Origin of the sequence: Massilia sp. S19_KUP03_FR1, from assembly GCF_036688685.1 — a bacterium.
Lineage (GTDB): Bacteria > Pseudomonadota > Gammaproteobacteria > Burkholderiales > Burkholderiaceae_D > JALYUM01.
The window spans coordinates 306,342-322,369 of sequence record NZ_JAQQPS010000001.1 but is presented as its reverse complement, the minus strand read 5'-3'; the positions used below and the strand labels follow the sequence as shown (position 1 = coordinate 322,369).

16 protein-coding genes are annotated in these 16,028 nt (G+C 60.8%); 11 read left to right on the top strand and 5 right to left on the bottom strand.

The window, feature by feature from the left end; genetic code table 11:
- Nucleotides 1-19: 19 nt before the first annotated feature.
- Entirely contained in the window at nucleotides 20-604 is a 585-nt protein-coding gene (orn, locus tag V6M87_RS01440) for an oligoribonuclease (protein WP_332847933.1), read from the bottom strand.
- Nucleotides 605-654: 50 nt separating this feature from the next.
- Between orn and V6M87_RS01435 the strand changes: the two genes are divergently transcribed.
- The 5 genes from V6M87_RS01435 to V6M87_RS01415 all read left to right on the top strand — a co-directional run bounded on the left by V6M87_RS01435 (nucleotide 655) and on the right by V6M87_RS01415 (nucleotide 5,453).
- On the top strand, nucleotides 655-1,917 hold the full coding sequence (locus V6M87_RS01435) for a M48 family metallopeptidase (RefSeq protein WP_332847932.1): 1,263 nt from the start codon (nucleotides 655-657) through the stop codon (nucleotides 1,915-1,917).
- Nucleotides 1,914-2,249, top strand: a complete 336-nt coding sequence (locus V6M87_RS01430) for a 4a-hydroxytetrahydrobiopterin dehydratase (protein WP_332847931.1) — start codon at nucleotides 1,914-1,916, stop codon at nucleotides 2,247-2,249. The genes V6M87_RS01435 and V6M87_RS01430 overlap by 4 nt, the downstream gene beginning before the upstream one ends.
- Nucleotides 2,246-3,139, top strand: coding sequence for a ribosome small subunit-dependent GTPase A (gene rsgA / locus V6M87_RS01425; protein ID WP_332847930.1), 894 nt, complete (start codon nucleotides 2,246-2,248; stop codon nucleotides 3,137-3,139). Before V6M87_RS01430 ends, rsgA begins: the two co-directional genes overlap by 4 nt.
- A gap of 69 nt (nucleotides 3,140-3,208) precedes the next feature.
- Nucleotides 3,209-4,132 carry an ornithine carbamoyltransferase gene (argF, locus tag V6M87_RS01420; protein WP_332847929.1) on the top strand — a complete coding sequence of 308 codons (924 nt, stop codon included), beginning with the start codon at nucleotides 3,209-3,211 and terminating at the stop codon, nucleotides 4,130-4,132.
- An 88-nt stretch (nucleotides 4,133-4,220) separates the two neighbouring features.
- Entirely contained in the window at nucleotides 4,221-5,453 is a 1,233-nt protein-coding gene (locus V6M87_RS01415) for an argininosuccinate synthase (RefSeq protein WP_332847928.1), read from the top strand.
- A 123-nt stretch (nucleotides 5,454-5,576) separates the two neighbouring features.
- On the opposite strand, the gene V6M87_RS01410 is transcribed toward V6M87_RS01415, so the two are convergent.
- Both V6M87_RS01410 and murB read right to left on the bottom strand, forming a co-directional pair.
- The gene (locus tag V6M87_RS01410; protein WP_332847927.1) at nucleotides 5,577-6,293 is read right to left on the bottom strand and encodes an SDR family oxidoreductase; all 717 of its coding nucleotides are present in this window, start codon (nucleotides 6,291-6,293) and stop codon (nucleotides 5,577-5,579) included.
- A gap of 11 nt (nucleotides 6,294-6,304) precedes the next feature.
- A complete protein-coding gene (gene murB / locus V6M87_RS01405; RefSeq protein ID WP_332847926.1) occupies nucleotides 6,305-7,315 on the bottom strand; it encodes a UDP-N-acetylmuramate dehydrogenase in 1,011 nt (336 codons plus the stop codon).
- Nucleotides 7,316-7,445: 130 nt separating this feature from the next.
- On the opposite strand from murB, the gene V6M87_RS01400 reads away from it, so the two are divergent.
- From V6M87_RS01400 to V6M87_RS01375, 6 genes are all read left to right on the top strand, one after another.
- Nucleotides 7,446-7,931 (top strand): YajQ family cyclic di-GMP-binding protein, encoded by a 486-nt coding sequence (locus V6M87_RS01400; RefSeq protein WP_332847925.1) that lies wholly within the window; start codon nucleotides 7,446-7,448, stop codon nucleotides 7,929-7,931.
- A 161-nt stretch (nucleotides 7,932-8,092) separates the two neighbouring features.
- Nucleotides 8,093-9,358 carry a nitronate monooxygenase gene (locus V6M87_RS01395; protein ID WP_332847924.1) on the top strand — a complete coding sequence of 422 codons (1,266 nt, stop codon included), beginning with the start codon at nucleotides 8,093-8,095 and terminating at the stop codon, nucleotides 9,356-9,358.
- 220 nt (nucleotides 9,359-9,578) lie between these two features.
- A complete protein-coding gene (locus V6M87_RS01390) occupies nucleotides 9,579-11,015 on the top strand; it encodes a sensor histidine kinase (RefSeq protein ID WP_332847923.1) in 1,437 nt (478 codons plus the stop codon).
- An 83-nt stretch (nucleotides 11,016-11,098) separates the two neighbouring features.
- Nucleotides 11,099-11,875, top strand: coding sequence for a LytR/AlgR family response regulator transcription factor (locus V6M87_RS01385; RefSeq protein ID WP_332847922.1), 777 nt, complete (start codon nucleotides 11,099-11,101; stop codon nucleotides 11,873-11,875).
- A gap of 94 nt (nucleotides 11,876-11,969) precedes the next feature.
- Entirely contained in the window at nucleotides 11,970-13,085 is a 1,116-nt protein-coding gene (locus tag V6M87_RS01380) for a PAS domain-containing sensor histidine kinase (RefSeq protein WP_332847921.1), read from the top strand.
- Nucleotides 13,086-13,197: 112 nt separating this feature from the next.
- Nucleotides 13,198-14,211 carry a porin gene (locus V6M87_RS01375; protein WP_332847920.1) on the top strand — a complete coding sequence of 338 codons (1,014 nt, stop codon included), beginning with the start codon at nucleotides 13,198-13,200 and terminating at the stop codon, nucleotides 14,209-14,211.
- A 74-nt stretch (nucleotides 14,212-14,285) separates the two neighbouring features.
- Here the strand turns inward: V6M87_RS01375 and V6M87_RS01370 are convergent, their stop codons facing one another.
- Both V6M87_RS01370 and V6M87_RS01365 read right to left on the bottom strand, forming a co-directional pair.
- The gene (locus tag V6M87_RS01370; RefSeq protein ID WP_332847919.1) at nucleotides 14,286-14,951 is read right to left on the bottom strand and encodes a class I SAM-dependent methyltransferase; all 666 of its coding nucleotides are present in this window, start codon (nucleotides 14,949-14,951) and stop codon (nucleotides 14,286-14,288) included.
- Between the two features lie 8 nt (nucleotides 14,952-14,959).
- Nucleotides 14,960-15,901: a CysB family HTH-type transcriptional regulator gene (locus V6M87_RS01365; RefSeq protein WP_332847918.1), complete on the bottom strand. Its 942-nt coding sequence runs from the start codon at nucleotides 15,899-15,901 to the stop codon at nucleotides 14,960-14,962.
- Nucleotides 15,902-16,028: the final 127 nt, after the last annotated feature.

Sequence of the window (16,028 nt, the reverse complement as noted above, 5' to 3'; positions counted from 1 at the left end):
TTTGCTCACAGCTTGCGCATCACAGCTTAATGAAGTGCTCGCGGTAGTACTTCAGCTCTTCGATCGATTCGATGATGTCGGCCAGCGCCGTGTGCTTCTGGTGCTTCTTGAAGCCGGACGCCAGTTCCGGCTTCCAGCGGCGGCACAGTTCCTTCAGCGTCGACACGTCCAGGTTGCGGTAGTGGAAAAACGCTTCCAGCTTCGGCATGCCGCGCACCATGAAGCGGCGGTCCTGGCAAATGGTGTTGCCGCACATCGGCGATTTGTTCGCTGGCACGTACTGCTTCAGCCAGGCGATCAATTTCTCCTGCGCTTCTTCTTCGGTGACGGTCGAGGCTTTCACGCGGTCGATCAGGCCCGACTTGCCGTGGGTGCCCTTGTTCCAGTTATCCATTTTGTCCAGCGTGGCGTCGGACTGGTGGATGGCAAACACCGGGCCTTCGGCCAGGATATTGAGGTGCATGTCGGTCACAACGACCGCCACTTCAATGATGCGGTCGGTGTCAGGCTCCAGGCCGGTCATTTCCATGTCGACCCATACCAGGTTCATGTCGTTTGGTTTTGCCAGCGGGGCTGGAGCAGTGTTGGCGGTCGCTTGTGACATAATTCTCTTTCAGCCTAATCATCAATCCTGCATTTTCTCACAGGCACCGCATGTATTCCTCCGGCTTTTCCATTTTGTTCGTGACTTTCTTTGTCGCCACGCTAGCGCTGCGCTTTTATCTGGCCAACCGCCAGATCCGCCACGTGATGCGCCACCGCAGCGCCGTGCCGGCTGAATTCGCCGCCAAAATTCCGCTCAATGCGCACCAGAAAGCCGCCGACTACACCGTCGCCAAGACCCGTTTCGGCCTGGCTGCCCTGCTCTTCAACAGTCTGATCCTGATCGGTTTTACTTTGCTGGGCGGCTTGCAGTGGCTATCGGACAACTTGATGCCGCTGACCGGCACCGGCATGGTCTACCAGCTGGCCCTGGTCGCTGCGTTCGCCATCCTTTCCGGCGTGCTCGATTTGCCGTTCGACTGGTACCGCCAGTTCGTGCTGGAACAGCGTTTTGGTTTTAACAAGATGACGCGCGCATTGTGGCTGTTCGACATGCTAAAGGGCGCACTGATCGGCGCGGCCATCGGCCTGCCGCTGCTGTGGGTCGTTTTGTCGCTGATGGGCAAGGCCGGCGACCTGTGGTGGCTGTACGCCTGGGCGGTCTGGAGCGGCTTTCAACTGTTGATGATGGTGTTGTACCCGACCGTGTTGGCGCCCCTGTTTAATAAGTTCACGGCGCTCGACGACCAGAGCCTGCAGGAACGCATCGAAGGCTTGATGGGCCGCGTCGGCTTTGCCTCGAAAGGCCTGTTCGTGATGGATGGCAGCAAGCGCAGCGCCCATGGCAACGCTTATTTCTCCGGCTTCGGCGCAAATAAACGCATCGTGTTTTTCGATACCCTGCTGGCGCGCCTGGCGCCGCAGGAAATCGAAGCGGTGCTGGCACATGAACTGGGGCACTTCAAATTGAAACACATCGTGAAACGCATCGTGGTCATGTTTGCCGTCTCGCTGGCCTTCCTCGCGCTGCTCGGCTTCCTGAAAGGGCAAGCCTGGTTTTATACCGGCCTGGGCGTGACACCCTTGCTGGGCGCGCCCAACGATGCCATGGCGCTGCTGCTGTTTTTGCTGGTGCTGCCGGTGTTCACGTTTGTCTTCTCGCCGCTGACCTCGATCAGCTCGCGCAAGCACGAATTCGAAGCCGATGCCTTCGCCGCCAAACACAGCGATGCGCGCGACCTGGTGTCGGCGCTGGTCAAAATGTATGAAGACAATGCGTCGACATTGACGCCCGACCCGCTGCATTCCAAGTTCTTCGATTCGCATCCACCGGCCTCGGTACGGATTGCACATTTGCACCAGGCGGGCGCATGAAGTTAGCAGAACAACACTGCCACGAAGGCGCGCCGGCCATGACGCCGGAAGACATCCTCGCCAGCCTGGCCCAGGTACCGGGCTGGGGCGTCGAAGGCCATCACCTGGCCAGCGTATTTTCATTTCGCAATTTCCACGAGACCATCGCGTTTGTCGACGCCCTGGCCGCGATGATTCATGAGCAGGACCACCACCCCGTCTTGACTGTCAGCTTCAAGCACTGCAAAGTCAGCTACACCACCCATTCAGCAGGTAATACCATTTCTACCAACGACTTCATCAGCGCCGCGCGCGCAAACGCCATTTACGCCACCACGCAGGCTGGCGCATGACCGCCCCGCTCACCGGTACCATCATCGCCGCCCACGGGCGCCACTACCTGGCCGATGTCGAGGGACGCAAGCTGCAATGCGTCACGCGCGGCAAGAAAACCAATGTGGCCGTGGGCGACAAGGTCAACCTCAAAATGACGTCGGAAGACCAGGCCGTCATCGAGTCGATCGCCGAGCGCGAAACGCTGCTGTACCGCTCCGACCAATATAAATCGAAACTGCTGGCGGCAAACCTGACACGGCTGTTCATCGTCGTGGCCACCGAACCCGGGTTTGCGGACGACCTCGTCTCGCGCTCGCTGGTGGCAGCCGAAGCAGCGGGCATCGATGCCCACCTGATCCTGAATAAAACCGACGTCACCGACCTGCTGCCGAAGGCGCGCGAACGGATCGGCGTGTACACCGCGCTGGGCTATCCGCTGCACGAAGTGTCGGCCCGTACCGACCCGGAACACGCGGTGGCAACCCTGATGCCGCTGCTGGAAGACCAATCGTCGATCTTCATCGGCCAGTCGGGCATGGGCAAATCGTCGCTGATCAACCTGCTGGTGCCGGACGCCGACATCGCCGTGCGCGAAATTTCCGCTGCGCTCGATACCGGCAAGCACACGACCACTTTTACACGCCTGTATGACATTGGGGAAAACGGCTCGATCATCGATTCGCCCGGCTTCCAGGAATTCGGCCTGTATCACCTCAGCGAAGGCATGCTCGAGCGCGCGTTCGTCGAGTTCAAGCCGTATCTGGGCGGCTGCAAGTTCTACAACTGCCGCCACCTGATCGAACCGCAGTGCGCCGTGCTGGCGGCCGTGGCCGAGGGCAAGATCGCCAAATTCCGCCACACGCTATACGGGCAACTGCTGCACGAGTCGGCCCAAACACTCTACTAAAGCCGTTTTTACCACTGGCAAGAAAACCCTTATAATTCAAGGGATAACCCTTCGACTGACGACTTCCCCATGCCCGGCACACACCCGATCAAGCACTTCCTGCAATTCTCCGATTTCTCGCTCGACGAATTTGAACACGTGTTCCAACGCGCCGCTGTCATCAAGCGCAAGTTCAAGGCCTACGAGGTGTACCACCCGCTGGTCGACCGCACGCTGGTGATGGTGTTCGAGAAAAGTTCGACGCGCACGCGCCTGTCGTTTGAAGCCGGCATGCACCAGCTCGGTGGCGCCGCGATCTACCTGAACACGCGCGACAGCCAGCTCGGCCGCGGCGAACCTGTGGAAGACGCGGGCCAGGTCATGAGCCGCATGTGCGACATCATCATGGTGCGCACCTTTGGCCAGGACATCATCGAGCGCTTCGCCGCCAACTCGCGTGTGCCGGTCATCAACGGCCTGACCAATGAACACCACCCGTGTCAGGTGCTGGCCGACATCTTTACCTATGTCGAGCACCGCGGCGCCATCGCCGGGAAAACCGTCGCCTGGATCGGCGACGCGAATAACATGCTGTACTCGTGGCTGCAGGCCGCCGAAGTGTTCGGCTTCCACTTGAATATTGCGACGCCGCCCGGCTACGATATCGAGCACGACCGCGTCGAAACCGGCCGCTTCACGATTTTCAGCAATCCATCCGACGCCTGCGCTGGCGCGCACCTGGTCACGACTGACGTCTGGACCAGCATGGGCTACGAAAAAGAAAACGCGGCGCGCCTGGAAGCGTTCGACGGCTACATCGTCGACAGCGCTAAAATGGCGCGTGCCGCACCGGAAGCGCTGTTCATGCATTGCCTGCCGGCCCACCGCGGCGAAGAAGTGTCCGCCGACGTCATCGACGGTCCGCAATCGGTGGTCTGGGACGAAGCCGAAAACCGCCTGCACGTGCAGAAGGCGCTGATCGAATACCTGCTGCTGGGACGTGTCACGGAATAAAAATTACCACTAGCTGTTGTTGTATCGTTGGCCCTGTGTTCCGGGGCCAGCTGACCATTCTCCACGCATTACCCTTACTGGAACATCCATGAGCGACATCAAAAAAGTAGTTCTCGCCTACTCCGGCGGCCTCGACACCTCCGTCATCCTGAAATGGCTGCAGGACAATTACCATTGCGAGATCGTGACCTTCACGGCCGACCTCGGCCAGGGCGAAGAACTCGAGCCGGCACGCGCCAAAGCCATCAAATTCGGCATCAAACCGGAAAACATCTATATCGACGATGTGCGTGAAGAATTCGTGCGCGACTTCGTGTTCCCGATGTTCCGCGCCAACACGGTGTATGAAGGCGAATACCTGCTGGGTACGTCGATTGCGCGGCCATTGATCGCCAAGCGCCTGATCGAGATCGCCAACCTGACCGGCGCCGATGCGGTGTCGCACGGTGCGACCGGCAAGGGTAACGACCAGGTCCGTTTCGAGCTCGGCGCCTACGCCTTGAAGCCGGACGTGAAAATCATCGCCCCATGGCGCGAGTGGGACCTGCTGTCGCGCGAAAAGCTGCTGAAGTATGCGGAAGACGCGGGCATCGCGGTCGACATGAAGCACAAGAACGGCGGCGCGCCGTACTCGATGGACGCCAACTTGCTGCACATCTCCTTCGAGGGTCGCCACCTGGAAAATCCAAGTGCCGAAGCCGAAGAATCGATGTGGCGCTGGACCGTCAGCCCGGAAGCGGCGCCTGACGCGGCCGAATACATCGACCTCGAATACGAGCACGGCGACATCGTCGCGATCAATGGCGTGCGCATGTCGCCGGCCACCGTCCTGACCGAACTGAACCGCGTGGGCGGCAAGCACGGCATCGGCCGCCTGGACCTGGTGGAAAACCGCTACGTCGGCATGAAGTCGCGCGGCTGCTACGAAACCCCGGGCGGCACCATCATGTTGCGCGCCCACCGCGCGATCGAATCGATCACGCTGGACCGCGAAGTGGCCCACTTGAAAGATGACCTGATGCCGCGTTACGCATCGATGATCTACAACGGCTACTGGTGGGCGCCGGAACGCGTCGCAATCCAGACGCTGATCGACCACACGCAGCACACGGTCAACGGCTGGGTGCGCCTGAAGCTGTACAAGGGCAATGTGATCGTGGTCTCGCGCGATTCGAAAACCGATTCGCTGTTCGACATGAACATCGCGACCTTCGACGAAGATGGCGGCGCCTACAACCAGGCCGATGCCGGCGGTTTTATCAAACTGAACGCCTTGCGCATGCGCATCGCGGCCAAGGCACGGGCGAAACGCGCACAGTAAGCGTCAGCGTTTTAAATGAAAAGCCGCCGTTTGGCGGCTTTTTTTCGTTCATCTACCTGCAAAACCGTCACCCCGGCGAAGGCCGGGCCCCATAACCCGATACAGCAATTGCTCACCGTTGAACTAGCCGCGAATATCTTTAACCGCTTCGTTACCAAACCCATCGGCCAGGAGGAACTTCACAATATCGGCGCCGGTCGCCTGCGCCGACTGCAACGCGCCCTCTTCCTTCAGCGCGATAAACCGCGCCAGCATCGGAAACTGCGCCTCGGTCGACCCACGAATTTCACCCTGCATCCCGGTATCGATCACGCCCGGCGCCAGGCTGACACAGCGCACGCGCATGTCGCCATCGAGCGCGACGGCTTCGGCGTGCCGGTCCAGCGCCGCCTTGGTGGCGCAGTACACGCTCCAGCCCGGGTAGGCCGACCGTCCGGCGCCACTGGAAATATGCAGTATCTTGCACAGCGCCTCGCCCCGGACTTGCACCACGGCCGCCGCCAATGCCAGCGGCGCAGCCACGTTCAGCGTAACCGCGCGCAGGACAGCATCCGGCGCCTGGCCATCGAGCGGGCCAACTGGCTGCACCGTCCCCGCATTATTTACCAGCAGAACCGTATCGGCGCCTTGCACGAAGTCGCGCAAGGTCGGCCCGGCGATCCACGCCGACAGTCTGACACCATCCGACAAATCCACTTCCGCTTCGACCAGCAACGCCGGGGGCGCGTTCGACGATCCGCGCGACACGCCCAGCACTGCAATGCCCTGCGCCAGCAGTGCGGCGACAATTCCGGCGCCCAGGCCCTTGCTGTGGCCGGTGACAATGGCTTTGATGGTCATCGTTCGATCCTTTAAATGAAGACGGGTTCCGCCTCGAGCGACACGCCATAGCGCTGCATCACATCGGCACGGATGGCGGCGGCCAGGGCGACGACTTCGGCCCCGGTGGCGCCACCATTGTTGACCAGCACCAGCGCCTGTTTCGGATACACGCCGGCGGCGCCAAGATTGCGGCCTTTCCAGCCGCACTGGTCGATCAGCCAGCCGGCGGCCAGCTTTTCGGTGCCGTCCGGCTGAGCATGGTGTACCAGCGTGGGAAATTGTTCCAGCAGCACAGCGCATTGCGCCGCGCTGACCACCGGGTTCTTGAAAAAGCTGCCGGCGTTGCCGATGACGGCCGGGTCAGGCAGCTTGCGGCGGCGAATGGCGACCACCGTGTCGCTCACCTGCTGCGGCGTGGGCTGCGCCAGGCCGGCATCGAGCAGTGCGTTGGCCAGTTCGGCGTAGCGGGTATTTGGCTGCCAGGCGTCCGGCAGGGCAAAGGTGACGTCGACGATGACCAGCCCGGCGCCGTCAGGATGTTTAAAAATGCTGTCGCGGTAGCCAAAGCGGCAGTCGGCGGCCGTCATCGTGCGGGTCGTGCCGCTGGCCGGGTCGAACGCGGTGAGCGAATGAAAGCTGTCCTTGATTTCGGCGCCGTACGCACCGATATTCTGGATCGGCGAAGCGCCCACGGTGCCGGGAATGAGCGACAGGTTTTCCATGCCCCCTAAACCCTGCTGCAAGGTCCACTGGACAAACGCGTGCCAATTCTCACCGGCCGCGGCGCGCACCAGCGTGGCGCCGTGTTGTTTTCCGACGATATGCTTGCCCAGATTGGCCATGCGCAGGACCAGGCCATCGAAGTTGCGGGTGAACAGCAGGTTGCTGCCGCCCCCCAGGAACAGGCGCGGCAAGCTTGCCAGTGCGGGGTCGGCCAGCGTGGCGGCCAGCTGGTCGACGCTGTGAATCTCGACGAAGCGGCGCGCACGCGCGGCGATGCCGAAGGTATTGAGGTGTTCGAGGGAGTAATCGAATTGCATGGGAGCCCGTTTTTTCGAACGATTATAGGGGCAAATTGATACCAAAAGCGCCTGCAGGCTGGGAGTGCAGCCCGGTTGTCCGTTAAAATACCGCCATCGCAGCACATGCACACAACTACAAGGAACCACCATGCCATCATTTGACGTCGTCTCCGAAGCCGACATGATCGAAGTCAAAAACGCGGTCGAGCAATCGAACAAGGAAATCATCACGCGCTTCGATTTTAAAGGCAGTTCGGCCAAGGTCGAGCAGAAGGAAGCCGAGATCACGATTTACGGCGATGCCGATTTCCAGTTGTCGCAAGTACGCGAACTGCTGGTCCTGAAAATGGCGAAGCGCAAAGTCGATGTACGTTTCCTCGACGAGGGCAAGGTCGAGAAGATCGGCGGCGACAAGGTCAAACAGGTCATCAAGGTCAAGAACGGCATCGAAACCGAAGACGCGAAAAAAATCACGCGCGCCATCAAGGACAGCAAGCTGAAGGTGCAAGGCAGCATCCAGGGCGAATCGGTGCGCGTTACCGGCGCCAAGCGCGACGACCTGCAGGCCGCCATGGCCATGCTGCGCAAGGATGTGCCCGACATGCCGCTCGAATTTAACAACTTCCGCGACTAAGCCACGCATCCCCCGGCGCCGAACAGGCTTTGTCCGCCTGTTCACCGTGCGCGCCGCCTCACCCGTGTGAGCCACGATTCTGCTTCGGGTAGAATTGAGGCCGCGCAAACACGCCGCCGATCGCGACAATACGCGACCCGGTGACTGGTCTAAGGATAGTAATGAAACGTGTTGATGATTTCCGCCTGAAGTTGGGCAACAAGGAATATGTGCCGATCATGGTTGGCGGCATGGGTGTGGACATTTCAACGTCCGAGCTGGCGCTGGAAACGGCGCGCCTGGGCGGTATCGGCCACATTTCCGACGCCATGGTGCAAGACGTATCGGATCGCAAGTTCGACACCAGCTTCGTCAAGGAAAAGACCAAGCTGTACAAGTTCAACATCAACAATATGGACAAGGCCGTGGTGCAGTTCGACCTCGAACGCCTGGCCGAAGCGACGAAATTGCACGTCGGCGCCACCATGGAAGCGAAGCGCGGCGACGGCCTGGTGTTCGTCAACTGCATGGAAAAGCTGACCATGAACGCGCCCAAGGAAACCTTGCGCACGCGTCTGTCGGCGGCACTCGACGCGGGCATCGACGGCATTACCATGTCGGCCGGCTTGCACCTCGGTTCGTTCGACCTGATCAAGGACCATGCGCGCTTCCGCGATGCCAAGCTCGGCATCATCGTCTCGTCGGTGCGGGCGCTGCAAATTTTCATCCGCAAGGCCGCGAAACTGAATCGCCTGCCCGATTACGTGATTGTCGAAGGTCCCCTGGCCGGCGGCCACCTGGGTTTTGGTGCCGACTGGGCGCAGTACGACCTGCACACCATCATGGACGAGATCCATGCCTGGATGCGCGCCGAAAACCTGTCGATTCCGCTGATTGCCGCGGGCGGCATTTTCACCGGCTCGGACGCGGTGAGCTTCCTGGAAAAAGGCGCCGGCGGGGTGCAGGTGGCGACCCGCTTCACCATGACCCACGAATGCGGCTTGCCGGATGACGTGAAACAGGAATACATCCGCGCCACCGAAGACGACATCATCGTCAACGGCGTTTCGCCAACCGGCTATCCGATGCGCATGCTGAAAAGCACGCCGGCCATCGGTTCCGGCATCCGTCCGGGCTGCGAATCGTATGGCTATCTGCTCGACGCCACCGGTAACTGCGCCTACATCAATTCCTACAACCGCGAAGTGCTGGCCAATCCGGGCAGCAAGAACATCGTGGTGATGGACAAGACCTGCCTGTGCACGCACATGCGCAACTTCAATTGCTGGACCTGCGGCGCGTTGACCTGGCGCCTGAAGGACACCACCCACAAGCGCGCAGACGGCAGCTACCAGATCCTGTCGGCACAGCACGTGTTCGAAGATTACCAGTTCAGCATCAACAACGAGATTGCACTGCCGGTCAGGGAAGAAGCCGTGACAGCCTGAAGCCCGGCTTGAGTGCGGCATCCAGGGTCGGCGCGCTTGCGCCGGCCCTTTTTTTCGGGCAATTGCTTTATCCCCAGTGCATTCTGGGATGCCGTTTGTGCAGCCTGTCGCTCGCTGCTGGCCTGAGCGGGATGGACGGGGTAAAGTTGCAGCATCCCAAGCTCGTCGCTGCCAGAGTGCACGACGCGCATTTTCTCCAGCACACCGGATTGCATCTCCCATGGCATTGACACCCTCCAGACAGCAGCAATTGACCACCCTGTTGACGGCCCTGTACCGCGGCTTCGACGCGGTGGCGACGTGGGTGACGCAGCTGTCGTGGTGGAAATTTTTCCTGTTTGCGGCGCTGGCGCTGATTGCGGCCAACATCTTGCAGGACGAATTGTTTTCCAGCCCGAACGAAGAAACCGTTGTACGCAACGACAAGGGCAGCAAGGATCGCAAACCCAAGCCGAGCATCGTGTTCGATGACAGCGGGATTCACTTCAATCCGAGAAACAAGGTGAGCAAACCGGGCGAGGTACCGGAAGCGCCCGAAGTACCGGAGACGCCCGAGGTACCGGAGACGCCCGAGGTGCCCTCAACGCCCGAGCAAGCGGAACCACCGGCACCGCCCGAGCCCCTCAGCAAGGCAGCTGAGGCCGAGATCGACGCTGCTGCGCATGCTGCTGCCGAGTCGGCTGGTTCTGCAGCAGCCAAAGCGGGGATCGAAGCGGCCAAGTCGCACGCCATGGCGGCAGCCGCCGCGGGAGCGGCCGCGGCAGCCAAGGCCAAAGCCGGCATCGTGCGCCCGGGCGTCGACGGCGAAGTCCATATCGACCTGCCGCCGCAAATTGGCGAAGAATTGTCAGATGCGATCGAAGCGGCGGTCGACGACGCCGCCGAAGCCAAGGTCACGCGCTACCACAAACAGGCCTCGACCTGGTTCCGCAGCTTCGTGTTGCTGCTGGTGCTGGCCCTGTTCGCCACCAAGGCGCTGGTGGGCGGCAAGAAGCGCGCCGATGCGCTGACCCAGAGCGCAAACGCTGCCGCCGAGCGCGAATCGATGCAGCGCCAGCTATCCGAAGCGCGCATGCAGATGATGCAGGCACAGGTGGAGCCGCACTTCCTGTTCAACACCCTCGCCTCGGTCGAATACCTGATCGAAACGAACCCGCCGCGCGCCTCGGCCATGCAGCGCAGCCTGATCCAGTACCTGCGCGCGGTGCTGCCGCAAATGCGTGAAAACGCCGTGGTGACCAACCTCGGCCGCGAAGTCGACATGGTCACCGCCTACCTGCACCTGCTCAAGATGCGCATGGAAGAGCGCTTGACGGTCGAGCTGCACGTCCCCGACGACCTGCGCAACGCGGCCTTTCCGCCGATGATGCTGCAATCGATGGTGGAAAACGCGATCAAGCACGGCCTCGAGTGCAAGCCCGAAGGGGGCACCCTGCGCATCAGCGCGAATGTCTCGCACAACAAGCTGCGCGTGACCGTGGCCGACAATGGCGTCGGTTTTGGCGTGATGCCGAGCGACGGCACCGGTCTCGGCCTGCCGACCATCCGCGAACGCCTGAAGCTGCTCCATGGCGAGGCCGGCCAGTTGCATATCACCGCGAATGTGCCGCATGGCGTGATCGCGGTCATCGAAGTGCCATACGCCACATCGAAATAGCCGACCATCTGCCCTGCTTGCCTGATCCGGCGATGTGTTGAATAATCATCATTCCACAGATTGATAACAATAAATCAAATCCCATGCCTACTGCCATTATTGCTGACGACGAAAGATTGATGCGCGACCAGTTGCGCCTGCGCCTGAACCAGGTGTGGCCCGAGCTGGAGATCATCGGTGAAGCCAAGAACGGCGATGAAGCCGTGCAGCTGGTGGCCGAGCTGAAACCCGATTTGACCTTCCTCGATATCCGCATGCCCGGCAAAACCGGCATGGAAGCGGCGCGCGACATCGGCGACCAGAGCGCCATCGTGTTCGTCACCGCCTACGACCAGTACGCGGTGGAAGCCTTTGAGCGCGGCGCCATCGATTACGTCCTCAAGCCGCCCGAGCCGGAACGCTTGCAATTGACCGTGGACCGGCTCAAGGCGCGCCTGAAAGCGCTCATCGAACAGCCGGGCAGCCTGCCGGTCAATGACAGCGTCACCCTGATGCTGTCGCAGCTGGCCGAGAAAATTGCGGCCCCAAAACCGAAATACCTGCAATGGATCCAGGCCAGCATCGGCCAGGATTTGCGCATGATTCCGGTCGAAGAGATCCTGTTCTTCCGCTCCGACGAAAAATACACCTGCGTGCAAACCGACAAATTCGAGGCGCTGATCCGCAAACCGGTGCGCGACCTGGCCGAGGAACTCGACCCGGCCCTGTTCTGGCAAATCCACCGCGCCACGCTGGTGAATGTGAACGCCATCGACGGCGTCACCCGCGATTTGCGGGGCCGCCACCTGGTCATGATCAAAGGCAAATCGGACAAGCTGGAAGTGAGCCGCAGTTTCCTGCACCTGTTCAAACAGATGTAATAAAACTTGCCTCATCACAATAAGATGAGGCAAGTCTCGCATTACACTTTCGCCGGGTACGCCTTCGCGTGCCACTCACCGACGGCGAGAATCCATGACGATCCCAACCATGCGCGTGCGCGCCGCCCTCGCCTTTTTGCTGGGGTTTGTTGGCGCCAGGGTACTGCTGCGCCGGGGTCTGTCTGCACCAGCGCAGCGCGCCGGTGCCATCGAGCACGCCAGCCTGGTCAATGATGCCCTGATCGCCACCGACCACGCCGACCGCATCGTGCTGGCGAACGCCGCTGCCGCCGCGCTGTTCGGCGTAACGGTCGAGCAGATGCAAGGGCGTGCGCTGTCGCGCTTCCTCATCGAAACACCAGCGCCTGGCGCCCCGGCCCGCGCCGGCCGCCGCTTCACCGACTACGCCGTCACAGGTATGCATGCCGACGGCCGCCGCATCGCGCTGACCGGTTCACTGTCGCAGGACATGCGCGACGGGCGCCCGGTGCGCTCGATCATCCTGCGCGACGTCAGCGCGCGCCAGCGCGTCCAGGCGCGCCTGGCGCGTTCGCACGACGAGCTGCGCCAGCTGTCGGCGGCGCTGCAAACCATCCGCGAACAGGAGCGTACCCATATCGCGCGCGAACTGCACGACGACCTGGGCCAATTGCTGGCGTCGCTGCGCATGGACCTGACGCTGCTCCAGCAAGCCGATGGCAGCAGCGCGCCAAGCCTGGCGCTGATGGCCGGCATGCAGGACAACCTGGCCACCGCGATTGCATCGCTGCGCCGGATTGCCACCAATTTGCGCCCACGCGCACTCGACGACGGTGGCCTGTATTTCGCCCTGCAGGGCTTGCGCGACGACTTTTCCAGACGTTATGGCATTGCCTGCAAGCTGTATGCGGACGAGGACGAACTGCAGCTCGACGACACCGCCAGCACCGCCATCTTCCGCATTGTCCAGGAAGCGCTGACGAACATCGCCCGCCATGCCGAGGCCAGCAACGTCACGCTGAATGTCTTCCGCCTCGACGGCGAACTGCTGGTCACCATCCGCGACGACGGGCGCGGTATCAGTCCGGCCGACCTGGAAAAGACCGGCTCGCTGGGGCTGATCGGCATGCGCGAGCGGGTCTGGGGCATGCAGGGCGAAATCATCGTGGCCGCCGAAGCGCCCGGCACCCGCATCGATATCGTGTTGCCGATCCGTCAGCATCTGTTGTGAAATTGCCACATGTCATCTTCTTGAAATATCGGCCCGATAAGATTTCGATCGTTCTGAGGCCACTTTGATGTGCTTCAGCGAATGACCCTTGATTGAATCTTACGGAGAACACATGCAACGCAAAATCCTGGCTGCCGCCCTTTTCGCCATCCTGCCAATCGCAGCGCAAGCACAAACCAACGTTCAGATGTACGGCATCATGGATGCGGCCGTGTCGCGCCAAGACACCGGCACCCCTGGCCAAAAAGGTACCTGGGTTGTCAACTCCGGTAACCAGTCGAGCAGCCGTCTGGGCTTCCGCGGTACCGAAGACCTCGGTGACGGCCTGAAAGCCATGTTCAACATCGAAGCCGGCGTCGCCCTCGACACCGGCGCTGCCGACACCAACCTGTTCGGCCGCCGTTCGGTGGTTGGTCTGGAAGGTGCCTTCGGTCTGGTAACGGTTGGCCGTGAATACAGCCCGATCGCAGCCGTCGGCGCCATGTCCGACATCTTCGGCCAGGGTTTCTACGGTAGTAACTTGAGCGCGTTCACTTCGGGCCGCGTGACCCGTCGTCTGTCGAACTCGGTCAACTACAAATCGTCGGCATGGAATGGCCTGCGCGCTTACCTGGCCTACTCGGCTGGCGAAGCAGCAACCGGTCCTTCGGGCAACCTGCACGGCATCGCCCTGGAATACACGCTCGGCAACCTGGGCCTGTCGGCTGGTTACCACACCCTGAAACGTCTGGCCACCGGCAACGACAAGGAATCGGCATTCGGCGCGTCGTACAAACTGGACGCCTTCGAATTCAAGGGCGGCTACCTGTCGGCTGACCAGGTCGGCCCGAACAACAAGTTCGAGCAGTACAACCTGGGCGCTTCGTACACCCTGGCGGCCAACAAGTTCTTCTTCAACTACCAGAACAACAAGGTAGAAACCGGCGCCAAAGGCAAGGCTTACGCTGTTGCCTACAGCTACTCGCTGTCGAAGCGCACCAATGTGTACGCGTCGTACGCCACGATGGACAACAACAACCTGGCCGTGTTTGGCTTGAGCTCGTCGAGCGTTGCGATTGCACCAGCTGCCACGGCACTGGGCGGCGATCCTAAAGCACTGGCACTGGGTCTGCGTCACTCGTTTTAATACCTGACGCCTGCGGGCGTTAAAAAACCGTCATGCCCTTGCGGGGATGACGGTTTTTTCATTGGGTGGCGCGATTATTTCAGGCGGCAACGCAGCATCCAGAAGTGTTCCAGTCGCACGATCTTGATTTCGCGTACCGAACTGGCCAGTTTTTTGCGCAGGGCGCTATCCGATGGGTAATTCATTGGGATTTCATAGCGCATGCCATCCGGCGCCGTCTTGATCTGGTAGGTATTGCCTTCCAGATCGGTGCGCGCCACGGTGTCGCTGCTGCCTTCGACATAGGTATCGTCGACCAGTACCACCAATAAATCCTTGCCAAACCGGTCACGCCAGTGCGCCAGCAGTTTTTCCTGGTCGGCGCGGGCGACGTGCGACCACCACCCACCTGCCAGGATCGCCGTGAACTCGCCCAGGTCGTCCGGCAAGTTGTAGGCATCGGCCACGCGGAACGACACTTCGTCCGGCAGATCGCGCGTCTGCGCCAGGTCGATCAGATTCTGGTTGATGTCGGTGGCGACAATCGACAACGCCGACTCGGACGCGATTTCGGTCCAGAAGCCAGTGCCGCAGCCGATTTCCAGCACGATGTGCCCGGCCACGGCTTCGGCAACCTCGTCGCAGATTTCATCGAGGTCGTCTTCACGCTCGGGCTTGTCGTAGACGGCGTCGTATTGTTCTGCCATCTTGGCGTAGTACGCGGCCACCTGGCCGGTAATGAGGGTGGTAACGGTATTCATAGTCAGTCTTAAAGGTCGTAAGTTTCGCTGTCGCCACGCATGGCCGATTCCACCATCTTGCGGTTCAGCGTGGGGGCCAGCAATTCGATAAAGGTGTACACATAACTGCGCAGGTAAGCCCCCTGCTTGATCGCCACGCGCGACACATTCATGCCGAACAGGTGGCCGACGGGAATGGCGCGCAGGTTCTTGTCGCGCTCCGGATCGTAGGCCATGCCGGCGATGATGCCGATGCCCATGCCCAGCTCCACGTAGGTCTTGATGACATCGGCGTCGATCGCTTCCAACAACACATCCGGCTTCAGGCTGCGCAAGCTGAACGCATGGTCGATCTTGCTGCGCCCGGCAAAGGCCGCATCGTACGTAATTAATGGGTACGTGGCAATTTCTTCCAGCGATACCGCAGGCGAGCGCAGCAGCGGATGGTCGTGCGGCACCACCACCACGTGCTCCCACTGATAACAAGGCAGCGTGATCAGGCCATCGACCACGGCAATCGACTCGGTGGCGATGGCGAGGTCGGCCTGGTCGCTCTTGACCATGTCGGCGATCTGACGCGGATTGCCTTGCAGAAGGGAAAGGCGTACCTTGGGATATTTCTGCATGAACGCCTGCACCACACGCGGCAAGGTGTAGCGGGCCTGGGTGTGCGTGGTGGCAATGGTAAAACTGCCACTGTCCTGGGCCGCATATTCCTTGCCGATGCGTTTCAGGCTGTCGATTTCCTGCATGATCAGCTCAACCGAACCCAGCACCAGCCTTCCTGGTTCGGTCAGGCCGCGGATGCGCTTGCCGTGGCGCGCGAAAATATCGACGCCCAGCTCTTCTTCCAGCTCGATGATGGCTTTCGACACGCCCGGCTGCGACGTGAACAGCGCCTTGGCGGCATCGGTCAGATTGTAGTTCTGGCGCACCGCTTCACGGACGAAGCGTAATTGATGGAGGTTCATGGGTTATTTTACGTATGTGTACGGCAGCCATCATTTTATAAGATTGCTTATGCTTCCAGCGCATATAAGCAAATAAATTCTCGGTCCTTTGGAATAAGGCACCCGGAACGTATCATGTTAGCTAGTG

Coding starts and splice junctions, on each gene's coding strand:
- V6M87_RS01365 (WP_332847918.1), bottom strand. CDS start 15,901: ATGAACCTCCATCAATTACGCTTCGTCCGTGAAGCGGTGCGCCAGAAC.
- argF (WP_332847929.1), top strand. CDS start 3,209: ATGCCCGGCACACACCCGATCAAGCACTTCCTGCAATTCTCCGATTTC.
- V6M87_RS01400 (WP_332847925.1), top strand. CDS start 7,446: ATGCCATCATTTGACGTCGTCTCCGAAGCCGACATGATCGAAGTCAAA.
- V6M87_RS01375 (WP_332847920.1), top strand. CDS start 13,198: ATGCAACGCAAAATCCTGGCTGCCGCCCTTTTCGCCATCCTGCCAATC.
- murB (WP_332847926.1), bottom strand. CDS start 7,315: ATGCAATTCGATTACTCCCTCGAACACCTCAATACCTTCGGCATCGCC.
- V6M87_RS01415 (WP_332847928.1), top strand. CDS start 4,221: ATGAGCGACATCAAAAAAGTAGTTCTCGCCTACTCCGGCGGCCTCGAC.
- rsgA (WP_332847930.1), top strand. CDS start 2,246: ATGACCGCCCCGCTCACCGGTACCATCATCGCCGCCCACGGGCGCCAC.
- V6M87_RS01410 (WP_332847927.1), bottom strand. CDS start 6,293: ATGACCATCAAAGCCATTGTCACCGGCCACAGCAAGGGCCTGGGCGCC.
- V6M87_RS01435 (WP_332847932.1), top strand. CDS start 655: ATGTATTCCTCCGGCTTTTCCATTTTGTTCGTGACTTTCTTTGTCGCC.
- V6M87_RS01380 (WP_332847921.1), top strand. CDS start 11,970: ATGACGATCCCAACCATGCGCGTGCGCGCCGCCCTCGCCTTTTTGCTG.
- V6M87_RS01430 (WP_332847931.1), top strand. CDS start 1,914: ATGAAGTTAGCAGAACAACACTGCCACGAAGGCGCGCCGGCCATGACG.
- V6M87_RS01385 (WP_332847922.1), top strand. CDS start 11,099: ATGCCTACTGCCATTATTGCTGACGACGAAAGATTGATGCGCGACCAG.
- V6M87_RS01370 (WP_332847919.1), bottom strand. CDS start 14,951: ATGAATACCGTTACCACCCTCATTACCGGCCAGGTGGCCGCGTACTAC.
- V6M87_RS01390 (WP_332847923.1), top strand. CDS start 9,579: ATGGCATTGACACCCTCCAGACAGCAGCAATTGACCACCCTGTTGACG.
- orn (WP_332847933.1), bottom strand. CDS start 604: ATGTCACAAGCGACCGCCAACACTGCTCCAGCCCCGCTGGCAAAACCA.
- V6M87_RS01395 (WP_332847924.1), top strand. CDS start 8,093: ATGAAACGTGTTGATGATTTCCGCCTGAAGTTGGGCAACAAGGAATAT.